Source organism: Allobosea sp. LjRoot9 (assembly GCF_964252745.1).
In the GTDB taxonomy this organism is placed as follows: Bacteria; Pseudomonadota; Alphaproteobacteria; order Rhizobiales; family Beijerinckiaceae; genus Allobosea.
This window is the reverse complement of the sequence record NZ_CAXUPC020000007.1, coordinates 1-16,497: the sequence shown is the minus strand read 5'-3', so window position 1 is coordinate 16,497 and position 16,497 is coordinate 1. Positions and strand designations below refer to the sequence as shown.

Genomic DNA, 16,497 nt, shown 5'->3' with positions numbered 1-16,497 from the left:
GGCCTCCGGACGCGAGCGGCTGCATGGGGCCATGATCACCTCAGCCTTGGATTGAGGGCGTCGCGCAGCCAGTCGCCGAGCAGGTTGACCGCCAGCACCAGCGCCGCCAGCGTCACGCTGGGAAAGGTCACGATCCACCAATCGCCCGAGAACAGGTATTTGTTGCCGATCGAGATCAGCGTGCCGAGCGAGGGCTGCGTCGCCGGCAGGCCGACGCCGAGGAAGGACAGGGTCGCCTCGGTGATCACGGCAAGCGCCAGGTTGATCGTCAGGATGACCAGCACCGGCCCGATGACATTGGGCAGGACATGGCGCAGCATGATCAAGGGCGCCGGCAGCCCCACGAGGCGGGCCGCCATGACATAGTCCTTGTTGCGCTCGATCAGCGTCGAACCGCGAATGGTGCGGGCATATTGCACCCAGAAACTCAGGCCGATCGAGATCACCAGCACATAGATCGCGGTGTCCTCGCGCGAGGCCTTGGGGAAGACGCCGCGGACGACGCCGTCGATCAGAAGCGCGATCAGGATTGCCGGGAAGGTGAGCTGGACATCGGCGATGCGCATGATGAACGCATCGGTGCGGCCGCCAAGATAGCCCGCGAGCAGTCCCAGCGTGATGCCGATCGAGGCAGCCAGGAGGCAGCCGAGCCCGCCGACGATCAGCGAGACGCGCATGCCGTAGAGGATCGCGGAATAGAGATCGCGGCCCTGGTCGTCAGTGCCGAGAATGAAGCGCGCCTCGCCGCCATCCTGCCAGGCGGGCGGGATCATCGAATCCGCCAGGAAGACGGTCGCAGGATCGAACGGATTGGTCGGCGCGAGCCAGGGAGAGAAGGCCGCGCCGAGGAAGAGCAGCAGCACGACGAGGCCTGCGACCATCGTCACCTTCGATTTCAGGAAGCTCGCCAGGATGTCGCTGTCGCGGAAGCGGCTCCAGCGCGAGGGGGCCTTTTCGGGCATGGCCGCGCTCATCGCCTCGCTCCGCAAGCTGCCACACCGTCATGCTCGCCCCTGTGGCGAGCATCCACGTCTTGAACACCGCGCCCGGCCAGGGAAGACGTGGATGGTCGGGACAAGCCCGACCATGACGGTGTGGGCGTCATCATTCCAAAAGCTCCGTCGGACAGTTGGACATGCTCCCCTCCCCGTTCCTCACGCGCCGACCGTGGCGCGCAGGCGCGGATCGACCAGCGCATAGAGCAGGTCGACCGCGAGATTGATGCTGACAAAGAGGAAGGAGATCAGCATCAGATAGGCCGCCATGATCGGGATATCGACGTTCTGCACCGAGCGCAGGAAGAGCTGGCCCATGCCCGGCCACTGGAACACGGTCTCGGTGATGATGGCGAAAGCAATGATCGAGCCGAGCTGCAGGCCGGCGATGGTGATGACCGGCACCAGCGTGTTCTTCAGGGCATGGCCGAAATGGATGGCGCGGGTCTTCAAGCCCCGCGCTCGGGCGAATTTGATGTAGTCGGTGCGTAGCACCTCCAGCATCTCGGCCCGGACGAGCCGCATGATCAGCGTCATCTGGAACAGGCCCAGCGTGATCGAGGGCAGGATCAGCGCCTTCAGCCCCGAGCCGGTCAAGAGCCCGGTCGTCCACCAGGAGCCGATCTTGACGACCTCGCCGCGCCCGAAGGAGGGCAGCCAGCCCAAAGTCACCGAGAACAGATAGATCAGCAGGATACCGATCAGGAAGGTCGGCAGGCTGATGCCGATAAGCGAGATCGCCTGGAAGAACTTGGCGAGCGGGCTTTCGCGCCTCAGCGCCGTATAGACGCCCATCGGAATGCCGACCGCGAGCGAAAACAGCGCCGAGCAGAAGGCAAGCTCCAGCGTCGCCGGGCCGCGCTCGCCCAGAAGCGAGATCACCGGCAGGCGGAACTGGTAGGACACGCCGAATTCGAGCCGCGCCGCATTGTAGATGTAGCGGCCGAACTGGACGAGGAAGGGATCGTCGAGCCCAAGCGAGCGCCTGATCTCGGCGACCTGGGCCTGCGGCGTGTCGATCGAGACGATCTGGTTCACCGGGTCGCCGACGAAGCGGAACATCGCAAAGGCGATCAGCGCCACGCTCAGCATGACGATGAGCGACTGGAAGAGCCGGCGCAGGATGAAAGCGAGCATGAACGCCTTGAACGTCTAAGGTTTGATGGTTCGCAACCGAACCTCCGCGTCATCCCGGACGGAGCGAAGCGGAGATCCGGGATCCATCGAAGGGCGTCCGAGCTCTAGGATGGATCCCGGATCAGCGCCGCTGCGCGGCTTGTCCGGGATGACGATCGCGTGGGGTAACCGGACGGGCAAGATGCGCAGCTCGAACACTGCGCTCCCGCTCACTCCTTGACGGCGTATTGGAAATTCACCGCATTGTCGGCGCGCTGCGGCAGCTTGACCTTCTTCGACACGCCCCAGGCCAGCGCCTGCTGGTGCAGCGGGATGTAGCCGAAATCGTCGATCGAGAGCTGGAACGCCTCGCGGATCATCGCGTCGCGCTTGGCCTTGTCCACCTCGACCAGGATCTTGTCGGTCAGCGCGTCGAGCTTCTTGTTGCAGTACCCCCCGACATTGGACTCGCCACGCGAGGAAGCCGGATTGTCGCGGCAGCCCATGATGTCGAAGAGCACGTTGTGGGCGTCGCTGGTGCCGGGCGTCCAGCCGAGCAGATAGAACGAGGTCTTGTAGCCGCCGGGCTTCAGCACCTTGCCGAAATACTGGCCCTTGGGCTGGGCGTTGAGGTTCACCTTGACGCCGATGCGAGCGAGCATGCCGACGACCGCCTGGCAGATCGCGCCGTCATTGACGTAGCGATCATTGGGGCAATCCATGCCGAGCTCGAAACCGTCGGGATAGCCCGCATCGACCAGCAGCTTCTTGGCGGCGGCACTGTCGAACTTGGCGCGGGTGAAGCCGGTGCTGGGGAAGAGCTCCGGCGCGATCATCAGGGGCGATGGTGTCGAGAGGCCGCGCATGACGCGGCTCTTGATCGTCTCGATGTCGATCGCCTGATAGAAGGCCTGGCGGACCCTGACATCCTTGAACGGGTTCTTGCCCTTGACGCTGGACTCCAGCAATTCGTCACGGGCCTGGTCCATGCCGAGGAAGATCGTGCGCAGTTCCGGCCCTGTCAGCACCTGGGCGCTGCCCGAGGCGTTGACGCGCTGGATGTCCTGGATCGGCACCGGCTCGATCACGTCGACCTCGCCGGACAGCAGCGCCGCGACGCGCGTGGCGTCCGAGGCGATCGGCGTGAAGATGATCTCCTTGAGATTGTGTTCCGGGCTCTTGTTCCACCAGTTCTCGTTGACCTTGTAGACGGTCTTGACGCCGGGCTGATGGCTCTCGACCTTGAAGGCGCCGGTGCCATTGGCGTTGAGCGAGGCGAAGGTCGGGGTGGTGGCGTTGGCCGGCGTCGGCTGGGTCGAGTTGTTCGCCTCGGCCCATTTCTTCGACATGATGTACCAGGTGTCCCACTGGTAATGCAGGATCGGGTTGGGCGAGGGCAGTTGGAAGTCGACGGTGTAGTCGTCGATCTTGACGACCTTGGCGCCGGTGGGGACGCGGGTCTGGACGTTGGAGCCCGGCGCGCGCGAACGATCGGCCGAGAACACCACGTCGTCGGCAGTGAAATCCTCGCCGCCATGGAACTTCACGCCCTTGCGCAGGAAGAAGCGCCACGTCAGGCCGTCAGTCGAGACCTCCCATTTCTCGGCGAGGCCGGGCAGGATCTCGAGGTTCTTGCCGCGCCGGATCAGCCCCTCATAGGGGTGGCCGAGATGGGCATGCGTCGTCGTCTCGTTGACGGTGTAGGGATCGAGCGATTTGAGCTCGCCCTGGTTGGCGTAACGCAAGGTCTGCGCCTGGACCGCGCCGCACATCAGCGCCAGGCCCGCCACGGCGGCAAGGCAATTCGTCTTGAACGACATGACCGGTTGCTCCCCTTTGGTTGAGAGCTCCGAATGGAACCGGAGCTCCAAGACGCCCACCCCTCCCGGGAGCGGTTTCCGACCGTCCACATGCGTTGGCAGACAATCGAAGAAGATAGCAGCTTAGAGACGCTCTGGCGGCGGCGTCCAGCCTGACGCCGCCTTTTCGTTCCATATTGAACTTTTATCTGAGCGCCCCGGCCACCATCCTAGTGTCACCAGCGATGCAATCGCCGTGCCTTGGGTCGGCGCGACTACAATCAGCGCGAGAGATCGGCGATCAGGCCACGCACGAAAGCCGTGCCCGCCTCGAGCTGGGCGACTGTGATGAACTCGTCGGGCTGATGCGCCTGGGCGATGTCGCCGGGGCCGCAGACCACGGTCGACCAGCCCGCGCCCTGGAACAGGCCACCCTCGGTGCCGTAGGCGACGACATGGCTGCCATTATCGCCGGTCAGGCGGCGCGACAGCGCTTCGGCCGCGCCGTCCTTCTCCGGGCCGAGCGGCGGCGTGGCGGAGGTGATCTCGACGGTGATGCCCGTCTCGGGCGCGATCGCCTTCATCTCGGCTTCGATCTCGGCGACCCTGGCCTTGTAGCGCCCGACGAAATCGACGCCCTCATCGCCCGGCACGACACGAACCTCATGGCTGAACACGCAATGCTCGGCGGTGATATTGACCGCCGTGCCGCCCTGAACGACGCCGACATGCAAGGTGCTGTAGGGCGGCTCGAAGGGGTTCTCGTTGCTCGCTCGCGCCTTGTTCTCCGCCATGGTCTGGTTGTGCCACTCGATCAGCTTGCCCGCGATCATCACGGCCGGCACGCCGACATCGACGCGGCTGGAATGAACGGCGTGGCCCTTGACCGTGGTGCGCATCCGGGTGCCGCCCTTGTGGCCGGTGACGACCTGCATCATCGAGGGCTCGCCGACGATCACCGCCGCGGGCTTGATGCCGGCCGCCGCCATCGCCTCGACTAGGATGCGCGCGCCGAGGCAGCCGACCTCCTCGTCATAGGACAAGGCGATATGGACCGGGCGCTTCAGCGGCGCCTTCAGCATCTCCGGCACGAGGGCTAGCGCGATGGCATCGAACCCCTTCATGTCGCAGGCGCCGCGGCCATAGAGCTTGCCGTCGCGCTCGGTCAGCGTCCAGGGATCGGAGGTCCAGTCCTGGCCTGCGACCGGCACGACATCGGTATGGCCCGACAACACGACGCCACCTTCAACTTTCGGCCCGACCGTCGCATAGAGATTGGCCTTCTCCCCGTCGTCGCTCGGCACCAGCGTGCTCTCGACACCGAGCGCGGTGAGATAGTCGCGGCAGAAATGGATCAGCTCGAGATTGCTGCGCTGCGATTCCGTGTTGAACGAAACCAGTTTGGCGAGCATCTCCTTAGGCGTCAGGGTCACGGGTCACAGTCTCCAAAGGTCGGGCGAGAGGCAGGTTTCGTGCCGGCAGGCTACGCCGCTGGAGCGCCGGGTCAATCGCGCGCCGTGACGGGCGGGGCCGAGCCCAACGCAGGGATCAGGGTCTGCCCTGCGCGACCCGCTCGAAATAGGCGTCCTCGCCGGCATAATCGAAGAGATCGCGCGAATAGCTGGCCAGAACGGGAAATGCCTCCCGCCAATTGGAGGGCGCGGTTTTCACCAGCCAGTCGCAGGCGGTCTTGCTCGCCTCCCGATAGGTCGCGACGGGCCTGTAGCCCAAGGCGAGAGCGGCACCGGTGTCGAGCGTGAACGGCGCGGGAACCGACCATGGCGTCGCTCCGATCAGCGGCGGATAGCTGTCGTCATCCACGGGCAGCAACCTCCCTCGATAATCGAGATGGCTCGCGATCGTCGCCGCGATCTCCGCGACGCTCGGGGTCGAGGGATCCGCCGCGTTGAGGATGCGCGTGCCGGGAACCTCCAGCACCCTGCGGACCAAAGCGGCGATGTTGACGACAGCCGAAGTGTGAAATCGGCTCTCGCCGCGATAGGCCAGCGGGATCACGTCTCGCCCATCGAGCATGCGCTTGACGAACCACCATTCGCGCGGATGCACGGAATGCCGGCCATGGATGGCGCATGGCCGCAGGACCGTCACCGGCCGCCTGGCATGGTCGAGCAGGCGGCGCTCCAGCGCGACCTTGCGGGTCGAATAGGTTTTTGGACCGGGATCGACCGTCGGCTGGTCTTCCGACATGGCCAAGGGCAGATCCGGAAAGCCGCCTGTGCGGGCCTCGTCGAGTGTCCGGCCGGCCGCGTCGCGATAGACGCTGCAGGACGAGATGACGACGAAGGCGCCTGTAGCTCGCTCGATCTCGAGCAATTGGTCGGCATGCACGTCGCTATAGGCAATCGTATCGATGACCGCATCCGCACCCGCTGCGAGCGCGCGCGCCAGGGCGCCCGGCTCATCGCGATCGAGCACAGCCAGCTTCGCCCCCCTCGCCGCCATCTCCTCGGGAAGCAAGCGGTGGCCGCGATGGGACAGGACCACCTCCCAGCCATGCGCGAGCAGCTCATCGGCAACCGCGCGGCCGATCTGGCCGGTTCCACCGATGATAAAAGCGCGCCGAGACATGGTTTTCCCCGAATTCCGGTTCTATTCCGCGGCCTCTGACCATCCTGGCCGAATCGGAGCCACCCGCGATCTTTGCATGGCTTGGGGTGTGGCTGCTCGCGGCAAGCCGGCCACGCGCCGGCTCAGTCGCGTGATGCGTGAGCGACCTGCAAATGCCCCCTCGCCCGCAGCCGCTGATCGCCTATAACGGCAGCAGCCCAGCAAAAAGGCGGATGCCCATGAATTTCGACGTCACCCTCGCAGACATCCAGGCCGCAGCGACCCGGATCGCCGGCAAGATCAGGCGCACCCCGACTTATCACAGCGCGGGCTTGTCGGCCCGGCTCGGGGTCGAGACCGTGGTCAAGGTCGAGGCGCTGCAGCTTGGCGGCTCGTTCAAGGTGCGCGGCTGCTTCAACAAGCTGATGGGCATGAGCGAGGCGGAGCTCGCACGCGGCGTCGTCACGGTCTCGGGCGGCAACCACGCCATCGCCGTCTCGATGGTCGCCAGCGCGATGGGCGCACGCGCGCTCGTGCTGATGCCGAAGGATGTTGCACCGCTGAACATCGCGCTGACCAGGAGCGCCGGCGGCGAGGTCGAGCTCTGCGAGGACGCAATCGAAGCCTTCGGCAAGGCTGCGGACTATGCCGCGCAGGGCATGACCAACATCCATTCCTTCGACGATCCCGCCATCATCGCCGGCCATGGCTCGCTCGGACTCGAACTCGCCAGCGACGCCAGCGGGCGGCTCGACCATGTCTTCATCTCGATCGGCGGCGGCGGCTTCTCGGCCGGCGTCGGCGCGGCGCTGAAAGGACTCGACCCGGCCGTGCGCATCCATGGCGTCGAGACCGAAGGCGCCACGACGATGACGCAGGCGCTTGCCGCGGGAAAGCCGGTGCCGCTGCGCGCGACATCGATCGCCCGCACGCTGAACGCCCCCTTCGCGACCGAACGGACGATGGCGGCCGCGCGGCAATTCCTGGAGGACATCGTCGTCGTGCCCGATATCGAGGCGGTGCGCGAGCTCATCTGGGTGCTGCAGAACGGGCGTGTCCTGCTCGAGCCGGCGGCGGCCTGCGTCGTCGCCGCCGCAATCGCGAGCAAGGACAAGTTCAAGCCGGGCGAGCGCGTCGGCCTCGTGCTCTGCGGCTCGAATGTCGCGCTGGAGGACATCGCCGCCTGGCGGACGCAGTTCGGGGTGTGAGATCAGGCGTTGGCTTTGGGCCGACCTGACCACTCAGGCGGATTGCGTGCGATGGTGGCTGTGAGTGGTGAGCTGACATTCCCATCCATCGCCTTAAGTCGCCGCAACTGAGCGCGGGCCGAGCATTCGTTTTCCGGCTTGGCGGGACGGGGATCGATGGCAGAGCTTTCAGGCCAGCGCCTCGGCGGCGAACACCTTCTGGACGACCTGCCAGCGCCCGTTGAGGTAAAAGCACGACAGCAGGTCGGTCACCTCGCGGGGCGGGATCCGCAGGCGGAGCTTGAGCAGCGCCATATCGCGGGTAATGGCGATGGAGAGGATCTGGTCGGCGCGCACGCCGCCGGTATCCTGCGGCGAGGTTAGGCTCCGGACCGCATCGAGCCAGGCGGCGACAGGGGTAACCACCACGCTGTTGCCATCGCCGCGTCGGGTGACCAGGGCGGCGGGGTCGAAGATGGTCGCGAACTCGTCAGCGTCCATCGCGTAGGCGGCGTCGAAGTAGGTTTTCGCCAAGGCGACCAATCCATCTATGTTTACCGTTGAGGACGTGTGCTGCTGTGTCATGGTGGTTCCTTTTCAAATTTATCGTCCATCAGAGTATAAGGATGAGCGCGCATGTTTAATCCGAGCACGCTAATCAGCCTTGTAAGCTGAGCTAAGCAATCGAAGGCGATCATGAAATCTTCCCTTCTGTCTGCCGGAGACTTCAACCAGCTCCGCGCCTTCGTGGCCGTCGCCGGTTCGCTGAACTTCAGCCGGGCGGCCGAAAACCTCGGTGTGTCATCCTCGGCGCTCAGCCAGATGGTCCGAGCGCTCGAGGAGCGGGTCGGAGTCAGCTTGTTCAACCGCACCACCCGCAGCGTCTCCCTGACCGAGGCAGGGGCCAAGCTGTTCGAACGGGTACAGCCCGCCGTTGAGGAGCTGGCGGAGGCGCTGGGCGAGACCCGCGAGCGCCGCGGCCATCCCGCCGGGACCGTGCGGGTGCACTGCTTCCGGGCGGCCGCGGACCTCTACCTGACGCCGATCCTCCGTGACTTCAGCGACGCCTATCCGCGGGTCGTACTCGACGTCACCCTCGACGACGCCGTCGTGAACATCGTGGCCGAGGGCTATGACGTCGCCATCCGCCTCGGGGAGGTGATCGACAAGGACCTCATTGCGGTGAAGCTCGGCCCGGACCTGCGCCAGACCGTGGTCGCCTCGCCCGACTATCTCGCCCGACACGGGACGCCGGCCCATCCACGCGACCTTCTCGCCCATCACTGCATCGGCTGGCGATGGCCGGGGCAGAAGACGCCGTACAAATGGGAGTTCATGGAGAACGGTAAGTGGTTCGAGGTCGCCATCGACGGCCCCCTGATCTCCAACATAAAGGACTTCGGGGTGCAGGCGGCAGTCGATGGGGTCGGCGTTGCATTCGCCAGCCAGCAGCTAATCGCGTCTCATATCGCTGAGGGTCGCCTCGTCGTGCTGCTCGAGACCTGGTCCGCCCCCTTCCCCGGCTACTATCTATGCTATCCGGCCCAGCGGCAGATGGCGCCGCCGCTCCGCGCCGTGATCGACACCATCCGCGGCGGCGCGCGGAAAAGTAACGGGGTCGAGACGGCTGCAGCGATCGGCGCGGCTGTTCCTCGAGGCCTAGGTCCACACCATTAACGCTGGGCATACCGTCGCCAAGCGCATCGACAAGAGTTCTCTGAAACCGGGACTAATTGCTTTTCCCGGCAGCGCGACCAGCGGCAGGTTGTCATGTCGCCGACGGTTGGAGCCCCTTGGGCGTCCGAGAAGGGCCTTGGGCGTCCGAGAAGGCTGCAGTGGCGAACCGCCACGTCTGCAATGGATCGAAACGGCCCCTCGCAATTACCGACTCCGACACCCCTGACCGCCCCGGGCAGAGGAACATTAGCGACGCTGACCGGTTCACGATGCACAAGGCATCACTGGGCGGATCGACAATGAAAACGCGAATGAGATGTGCTGGAGCGCCGGTGGCGATGACGGTCGCCATGGGCAAGATGCGCGCAATCGCGCCGTCCCCCTGCACGCGATGACCCAACCGAGAGACGCGTCGATGGCTGCGAAAAGCGTGCACGCCATGGTTTCCGATCAACCCGCCGGGCGGCTCCATTCGCGCCGCACGGCCCTGGCCATGCTCGCATCATCAGCCCTGTTCGCCACAGCCAGGCCCGGCTCCGCGGCGCCGCCGGCATCGCCGCGCGGCGGGCCGTTCAGCTATGACGACGTTGTCGAACAGGCTCGGGCGCTGGGAGAGCGCGCCTTCGATGCCGAGGGGCTGACGATCCCGCCGGAACTCTCGAAGCTGACCTATGACAGCTACCGGGAAATCCGCTTCCGCAGGGAAAAGGCGTTCTGGCGGGATGGCGGTTCCGACTTCCGGCTCCATCCCTTCCATCTCGGATTTCTTCACGACAAGCCGGTGCAATTGCACGTCATCAAGGACGGTAGCGCCATCCCGCTCGCCTTCACGACGGGACTGTTCGAGTACGGCAAGGTTCCCGTTCCCAAGCAGCTTTCGCCTGCGCTGGGCTTCGCCGGTTTTGCCGTGACGACGACGCTGAATGCCCCGAATGTACAAGACGAGCTGATCGCCTTTCTCGGCGCGAGCTATTTTCGCCTGATCGGGCGCGGCCATCGCTATGGCCTGTCGGCGCGTGGGCTGGCGCTGGATGTCGGCGGAGAGCAGCCGGAGGAGTTTCCGTTCTTCAGGGCGCTCTGGCTGGAAGAGCCGACGCGCGACAGCGCTGATCTCGTGATCTATGCCCTGCTGGATTCGCCCTCCGTCGCCGGCGCGTATCGATTTATCGTCACGCCGGGGCAGCAGACCAGCGTTGCCGTGACGGCAACGATCATCCCGCGCGTAAAAATCCCCCGCATCGGCATCGCCCCCCTCACCTCGATGTTCCTCGCGGGCGAAGGCGACCTCGGCCAGCGCACCGATTTCCGGCCCGAGATCCATGATTCCGACGGGCTGATGCTCAAAACCGGTGGCGGCGAGTGGGTCTGGCGGCCGATCCGGAATCCGAAATCGCTGCGGATTTCGAGCTTTGGCGACAACAATCCGCGCGGCTTCGGCCTGATGCAGCGCGACCGTGAATTCGGCCACTATCAGGATCTCGAAGCGCAGTATCACGCCCGGCCGGGATATTGGGTCGAGCCCGCCGGCGACTGGGGCGAAGGGCGCATCGATCTCATCGAGATTCCGACGACCGGCGAAGCCTTCGACAACATCGTCGCCTGCTGGACGCCGAGCACGCCGCTCGAGCCCAGGAAAGCCAGCCAGTTCAGTTATCGCATCTCGGCTCTCTCGACGACGAAGGCTCTGCATCCTTACGGGCAGGTCCGGAACAGCTTCGATGGCTCGAACACCGAGAATGGCGAAGCCAACGACGTCGGCAAGAAGCGTTTCATCGTCGACTTCACCGACGGCGATCTCGAATATTATCTGTCCGACCCCAAGCGCGTCGAAATCGTCGCATCGACCACGGCCGGAACGATCGCCGCGACGATCGTCGACGCGAACCCGGCAGCGAAAGGCTTCCGCGCCATCGTCGACGCGACATTGCCCGCCGGCGAAACCGCCGAACTGCGCATCTTCCTGAAATCGCGATCCCGCACCCTGACGGAGACCTGGACGAGCTCCTGGTCGGTGCCGAAAGTCGCGGCTCCGCCTCCAAGTCCAACCGTCGTCAGCAAGGATTGATCGTGGAGACACCGCCGTCATTCCGGGGCGATCCGAAGGATCGAGCCTGGAACCCAGAGCCGATGCGGGTTCTCCATGAGGCGCTCGCATGGCGAGCCTCAAATGTCGGGCGCATCGGTTCTGGGTTCCGGGCTCAGGCCTACGGCCTGACCCGGAATGACGGTGTGGTTCCAGTGAGTCCTTACCAGCCCCAGCTCGCCCGCCCACCCCGCTACCTCACTCCGCCAATTCGCGCATGACCTTGATCAGGTCGGACTTGCCCTCAAAACCGATGCCGGGAAGCTCGGGCATCACGATATGGCCGTTCTCGACGCGAACGCTGTCGGGAAACCCGCCATAGGGCTGGAACAGGTCGGGATAGCTCTCATTGCCGCCGAGCCCGAGGCCGGCCGCGATGTTGAGCGACATCTGGTGGCCGCCATGCGGGACGCAGCGCGACGGCGACCAGCCGAACTGCGCGAGCACATCGAGCGTCCGCAGATATTCGACGAGGCCATAGGACAGGGCGCAGTCGAATTGCAGCCAGTCGCGATCGGGCCGCATCCCGCCATAGCGCAGGAGATTGCGCGCATCCTGATGCGAGAACAGGTTCTCGCCCGTCGCCATCGGGCCGGGATAGAACTCCGAAAGCGCCGCCTGCAGGGCATAGTCGAGGGGATCGCCGACCTCCTCGTACCAGAACAGCGGATAGTGGCGCAGCATCTTGGCGTAGGCGATGCCGGTCTCCAGGTCGAAGCGCCCATTGGCATCGACAGCAAGCTGAGCCTGCGAGCCGATCTCGGTCAGCACCGCCTCGATGCGACGCTGATCCTCAGCGATGCCGGCGCCGCCGATCTTCATCTTCACGACGGTGTAGCCGCGGTCGAGATAGCCGCGCATCTCGGCCCGCAGGGCGCCGTCATCCTTGCCGGGATAATAGTACCCGCCCGCCGCATAGACGAAGACCCGGGGATCGGCCTCCCGGCCCTTCCCATCCGCCAGCAGGCGGAACAGCGGCTTGCCCGCGATCTTGGCGACGGCGTCCCAGACGGCCATGTCGAGCGTGCCGACCGCCACCGAACGCTCGCCATGGCCGCCGGGCTTCTCATTCGTCATCATCGTCGCCCAGATCTTGTAGGGATCGAGATTGTCGCCGCTCTGATTGATCAGGCTCTCGGGAACCGCATCGAGGATGCGGCCGCGAAAGCGCTCGCGGATGAGGCCGCCCTGGCCGTAGCGACCGTTCGAGTTGAAGCCGTAGCCGACCACGCGCCGCCCGTCGCGGACCACATCGGTCACCACCGCCACGAGGCTCGCCGTCATCTTGGAGAAGTCGATATAGGCGTTGCGGATCGGCGAGGCGATCGGCTTGGTGATCTCGCGGACATCGACGATGCGCATGGCGGTCTCCCTGCGGTGCTGGCTGGCGATATCCTGTCCTGTATGTCTGGCGCCTGCCGGTCGGCCAATGCCAAGATCGGTTCACCCCATGCGCGAGCGGCATCATGGATCTGGACTGGCTGAAAGATTTCCTGGCGCTGGCCGAGCAGAAGAGCTTTTCGCGCGCGGCCGAGATTCGAAACGTCACGCAGCCGGCCTTCAGCCGTCGCATCCGCGCGCTTGAGGACTGGATCGGCGTGGCGCTTTTCCTGCGCAGCGCCCAGGGCGCGACGCTGACCCCGGCCGGCGCCTATTTCCAGCCCCTCGCCCAGGACCTGCTGCGCAACCTGCAGCACCTGCAGCGCGAGACCAGAGCCGTCGGCGAGCGCGAAAAGGGCGCGCTGTCGATCGCGGCGACGCATGCACTCTCCTTCACCTTCTTCCCGGGCTGGATACGCCGACACATGCGCTTCGAGGCGCTCGGCACGCTCAACCTGATCTCGGACAGCCTGGAAGCCTGCGAGCAGATCATGCTGGGCGGCGAAGTACATTTCCTGCTCTGCCACCATCATGCGCAGGCGCCGACGCGTTTTGAAGCCGAGCGCTTCCAGAGCATCCGAGTCGGAGACGACGTGCTGGTGCTGCTCTGCGCGCCGGATGCCGAGGGTCGACCACTGTGGCCGCTTCCGGGAACGAGCGAGCGGCCGGCGCGGCTCCTCGCCTATAGCCAGGCTTCCGGGCTTGGCCGCATCCTCTCGGTCCAGATGGCGCTCGCGCAGGACACGGCGCTGGCGCGGGGCGCTGCCGGGATGACGACCGTCTTCACCTCGCATCTGGCCGCGACCTTGCTGACCATGGCGCGGGACGGGCATGGCATCGCCTGGCTACCGCTCACCCTGGCGGAAGAGGACCTCGCCCGCGCCCGCCTGGTCCGGGCCGGGCCGGAGCGCTTCGACATCCCCATCGAGATCCGGCTCTTCCGCAGCCCCGACTGCCGCAACGACGCCGCCGACGAGTTGTGGGCGAGCCTGCAAGTGGAGTGAGTGGGGGGCCGGCTCGTGATTGGCTGTGCCACGCATGACGAGAAGGGCGCCCTCCCTTCTCCCCTGGCGGGAGAAGGTGGCTCGGCGCAGCCGAGACGGATGAGGGGGCTCTCGACGATTGCCGTTTTGCCTTGCGACGCTAACCGGACAGCGCACGGCGCCCCCTCATCCGGCGCTGCGCGCCACCTTCTCCCGCGAGGGGAGAAGGGAAGGCGCCCTCCCCACCCTCAAGCAGCCTGCCTCGGCTCGGGGCCGATATAGGTCGATTTCGGGCGGATGAGCCGTCCTCCCGCGAGCTGCTCCTGCGCATGGGCGATCCAGCCGATGACGCGGCCCATCGCGAAGACGCAAGTGAAACTCTCCGGGGGGAAGGCCAAGGCCTCGAGCAGGAGCGCCGTGTAGAACTCGACATTGGTCTGCAGCGAGCGAGCAGGCTTGCGCTCGCGCAGGATCGCGAGAGCCGCGGCTTCGACGGCCTCGGCATAGGCGAGGCGGCCCGAATTCGGATCGAGCCGGCGGATCGCGCGCTTCAGCGCGTCGGCACGGGGATCGCGCACGCGGTAGATGCGATGGCCGAAGCCCATCAATCGGTCGCCGCGCTGCAGCGCCGCCTCCAACCAGGCCCGGGCGTTGGCAGCCTCCCCGATCTCGTCGAGCATCTCGATGACCGGCCCCGGCGCGCCGCCATGCAGCGGCCCCTTCAGGGCGCTCACCCCCGCCAGAACGGCGGAGGTCAAACCGGCCCGCGTCGAGGCCACGACGCGCGCCGCGAAGGTCGAGGCGTTGAGGCCATGATCGCAGACCGTCACGAGATAGGTATCGAGCGCGGCGGCCTGCGCCGGATCGGCGGCCTCGCCGCGCATCATCCGCAGGATATCGGCGGCATGGGGCAGCGCCGGATCGGGCGCGACCGGCGCCAGATGGCGCTGCATCCGGATGACGGCGGGCGTGAAGACCGCCGGCGCCGCCATCAATCGCAGCGCAGTCGCGACATCGTCGCCATCCGCCAACCGCGCCGTCAGCGCCCGCATCGCCTCGACAGGGCTTGCCTGCACGAGCCCGGCATCGAGACCCGCAACCTCGCGGAAGACCTCCAGCCTGCTCTGGCCGAGCGCCGCCGCGAAGGCCGCGCCACGCGGCAAATCCTCGAAGAAGCCGTCCAGCAGAAGCTCGGCGGCCTCAGCGAAGCTGGTGCGGCCGGCAAGGTCGTCGAGGAGATGGCCACGAATGATCAGGCGGCCGGCAGCCCCGTCGACATCCGACAGAATCGTCTCCGCAGCGACAACATCATCAAGTCCATCCGACATCGGATCCTCCCTCAACAAGGCCTTGAGGATCGCGCTGCGATGCAGCATAATCAATCTTGAACAATATAATCAATATATCGAGATGCGATGTATCGAGATGAATGACTGGCTGACGGCGCAGGAGGTGATGACCCGTTTGCGGCTCAAGCCGCAGACGCTCTACGCCTATGTCAGCCGCGGCCGCATCGAAGCGAAGGCGGATCCTGAGGAGGCGCGACGCAGCCTCTACCGGGCGGCGGATGTCTCGCGCCTGGAGCATCGCAAGGCGCGCGGCCGGCGCAACGCGGCGATCGCGGAGGACACGATCGCCTGGGGCGAGCCCGTCCTGGCCTCGAGCATCACGACGATCGCCCATGGCCGCCTCTGGTATCGCGGGCAGGATGCCGAGGCCCTGGCGCAAACGGCGCGGCTCGAGGATGTCGCGCGCCTGCTCTGGGCCTGCGGCAATGCGCGCTTCCCGACGCAATGCAATGCGATCGCGCCCGGCAGCGGCAATCAGCGCATGTTTGCCGCGATCGCGGCCCGCGCCGCCACCGATCCGGTGATTGGTGGCCGAACCTTGAAATCGCTCTATTTCGAGGCGGCAGCCGTCCTCGATGCGCTTGTCGACGCCGTCGCCGGCGGCTCGGGCAATGGGCCGATCCATGAGCGCCTCGCGGCGGCCTGGACCTGCGACGCGACCGGCGCCGATCTCATTCGCCGCTGCCTCGTCCTGCTCGCCGACCATGAGCTGAACGCCTCGACCTTCGCCGTCCGCGTCACCGCCTCGACGCATGCCTCGCTCGCCGCCTGCGCTTTGGCTGGATTATCGGCGCTGTCGGGCCCCTTGCATGGCGGCATGGCGCCGCGCGTTCGCGCTTTGCTTGGGGAATGCCGGCGCGACGGCATCGAGCCCGCGATCCGCGCGCGTCTCGCGCTCGGCGTGCCGATCCCGGGCTTCGGGCATCCGATCTATCCGGAGGGCGACCCGCGGGCGCGGGCGCTGATGGCGGTTTTCGCCCTGCCGGCTCACTATGAGGAGGTCCGCCTCGCCATCGAGACTATCACCGGCGCGCTGCCGAATATCGATTTCGCGCTCACGGCCCTGGCTTCCGTGCTGGCGCTTCCAGAGGATGCGCCGTTCCAGATCTTCGCAACGGCGCGCTGCACCGGCTGGATCGCCCATGCGCTCGAACAGTTCCAGACCGGACGCCTGATCCGCCCCCGCGCCCGCTATGTCGGCCCGGAGCCGGGATGAGGAGGTGGGTTTTCTTCCCTTCTCCCCTAGCGGGAGAAGGTGGCTCGGCGAAGCCGAGACGGATGAGGGGGCGCTCGACGATTGCTGGTTTGCCTTAGAAGGCTAGCCGGAAAGGACACTGCGCCCCCTCATCCGGCGCTACGC

At 66.0% G+C, this 16,497-nt stretch carries 13 protein-coding genes; 5 read left to right on the top strand and 8 right to left on the bottom strand.

Going from position 1 to position 16,497, the window contains the following annotated elements; all coding sequences use genetic code 11:
- Positions 1-35: 35 nt before the first annotated feature.
- The 5 genes from ACSQ3P_RS22955 to ACSQ3P_RS22935 form a co-directional block, all read right to left on the bottom strand.
- Positions 36-974, bottom strand: a complete 939-nt coding sequence (locus tag ACSQ3P_RS22955) for an ABC transporter permease (RefSeq protein ID WP_436167807.1) — start codon at positions 972-974, stop codon at positions 36-38.
- A gap of 180 nt (positions 975-1,154) precedes the next feature.
- Positions 1,155-2,132, bottom strand: a complete 978-nt coding sequence (locus ACSQ3P_RS22950; protein WP_436167806.1) for an ABC transporter permease — start codon at positions 2,130-2,132, stop codon at positions 1,155-1,157.
- A gap of 209 nt (positions 2,133-2,341) precedes the next feature.
- Complete coding sequence (locus ACSQ3P_RS22945) at positions 2,342-3,931, bottom strand: ABC transporter substrate-binding protein (RefSeq protein ID WP_436167805.1); 1,590 nt, start codon at positions 3,929-3,931, stop codon at positions 2,342-2,344.
- 260 nt (positions 3,932-4,191) lie between these two features.
- Positions 4,192-5,343 carry an acetylornithine deacetylase gene (gene argE / locus ACSQ3P_RS22940; protein WP_436167804.1) on the bottom strand — a complete coding sequence of 384 codons (1,152 nt, stop codon included), beginning with the start codon at positions 5,341-5,343 and terminating at the stop codon, positions 4,192-4,194.
- A 115-nt stretch (positions 5,344-5,458) separates the two neighbouring features.
- Entirely contained in the window at positions 5,459-6,499 is a 1,041-nt protein-coding gene (locus ACSQ3P_RS22935; protein ID WP_436167803.1) for an NAD-dependent epimerase/dehydratase family protein, read from the bottom strand.
- A gap of 218 nt (positions 6,500-6,717) precedes the next feature.
- Here ACSQ3P_RS22935 and ACSQ3P_RS22930 point away from each other — a divergent pair, with 218 nt between their 5' ends.
- Positions 6,718-7,686: a threonine ammonia-lyase gene (locus tag ACSQ3P_RS22930; RefSeq protein WP_436167802.1), complete on the top strand. Its 969-nt coding sequence runs from the start codon at positions 6,718-6,720 to the stop codon at positions 7,684-7,686.
- Positions 7,687-7,854: 168 nt separating this feature from the next.
- Here the strand turns inward: ACSQ3P_RS22930 and ACSQ3P_RS22925 are convergent, their stop codons facing one another.
- Positions 7,855-8,199: a nuclear transport factor 2 family protein gene (locus tag ACSQ3P_RS22925; protein ID WP_436167801.1), complete on the bottom strand. Its 345-nt coding sequence runs from the start codon at positions 8,197-8,199 to the stop codon at positions 7,855-7,857.
- Positions 8,200-8,361: 162 nt separating this feature from the next.
- On the opposite strand from ACSQ3P_RS22925, the gene ACSQ3P_RS22920 reads away from it, so the two are divergent.
- Together ACSQ3P_RS22920 and ACSQ3P_RS22915 are read left to right on the top strand one after the other, a co-directional pair.
- Positions 8,362-9,342 carry a LysR family transcriptional regulator gene (locus ACSQ3P_RS22920; RefSeq protein ID WP_436167800.1) on the top strand — a complete coding sequence of 327 codons (981 nt, stop codon included), beginning with the start codon at positions 8,362-8,364 and terminating at the stop codon, positions 9,340-9,342.
- A gap of 415 nt (positions 9,343-9,757) precedes the next feature.
- Complete coding sequence (locus tag ACSQ3P_RS22915) at positions 9,758-11,407, top strand: glucan biosynthesis protein (RefSeq protein WP_436167799.1); 1,650 nt, start codon at positions 9,758-9,760, stop codon at positions 11,405-11,407.
- A gap of 216 nt (positions 11,408-11,623) precedes the next feature.
- Here the strand turns inward: ACSQ3P_RS22915 and ACSQ3P_RS22910 are convergent, their stop codons facing one another.
- Positions 11,624-12,787 carry a mandelate racemase/muconate lactonizing enzyme family protein gene (locus ACSQ3P_RS22910; RefSeq protein WP_436167798.1) on the bottom strand — a complete coding sequence of 388 codons (1,164 nt, stop codon included), beginning with the start codon at positions 12,785-12,787 and terminating at the stop codon, positions 11,624-11,626.
- Between the two features lie 104 nt (positions 12,788-12,891).
- Here ACSQ3P_RS22910 and ACSQ3P_RS22905 point away from each other — a divergent pair, with 104 nt between their 5' ends.
- Positions 12,892-13,809, top strand: coding sequence for a LysR family transcriptional regulator (locus ACSQ3P_RS22905; RefSeq protein ID WP_436167797.1), 918 nt, complete (start codon positions 12,892-12,894; stop codon positions 13,807-13,809).
- 227 nt (positions 13,810-14,036) lie between these two features.
- Here the strand turns inward: ACSQ3P_RS22905 and ACSQ3P_RS22900 are convergent, their stop codons facing one another.
- Positions 14,037-15,116: a citrate synthase/methylcitrate synthase gene (locus ACSQ3P_RS22900; protein WP_436167796.1), complete on the bottom strand. Its 1,080-nt coding sequence runs from the start codon at positions 15,114-15,116 to the stop codon at positions 14,037-14,039.
- A gap of 97 nt (positions 15,117-15,213) precedes the next feature.
- Between ACSQ3P_RS22900 and ACSQ3P_RS22895 the strand changes: the two genes are divergently transcribed.
- Positions 15,214-16,353 carry a citrate synthase family protein gene (locus ACSQ3P_RS22895; RefSeq protein ID WP_436167795.1) on the top strand — a complete coding sequence of 380 codons (1,140 nt, stop codon included), beginning with the start codon at positions 15,214-15,216 and terminating at the stop codon, positions 16,351-16,353.
- Positions 16,354-16,497 lie beyond the last annotated feature (144 nt).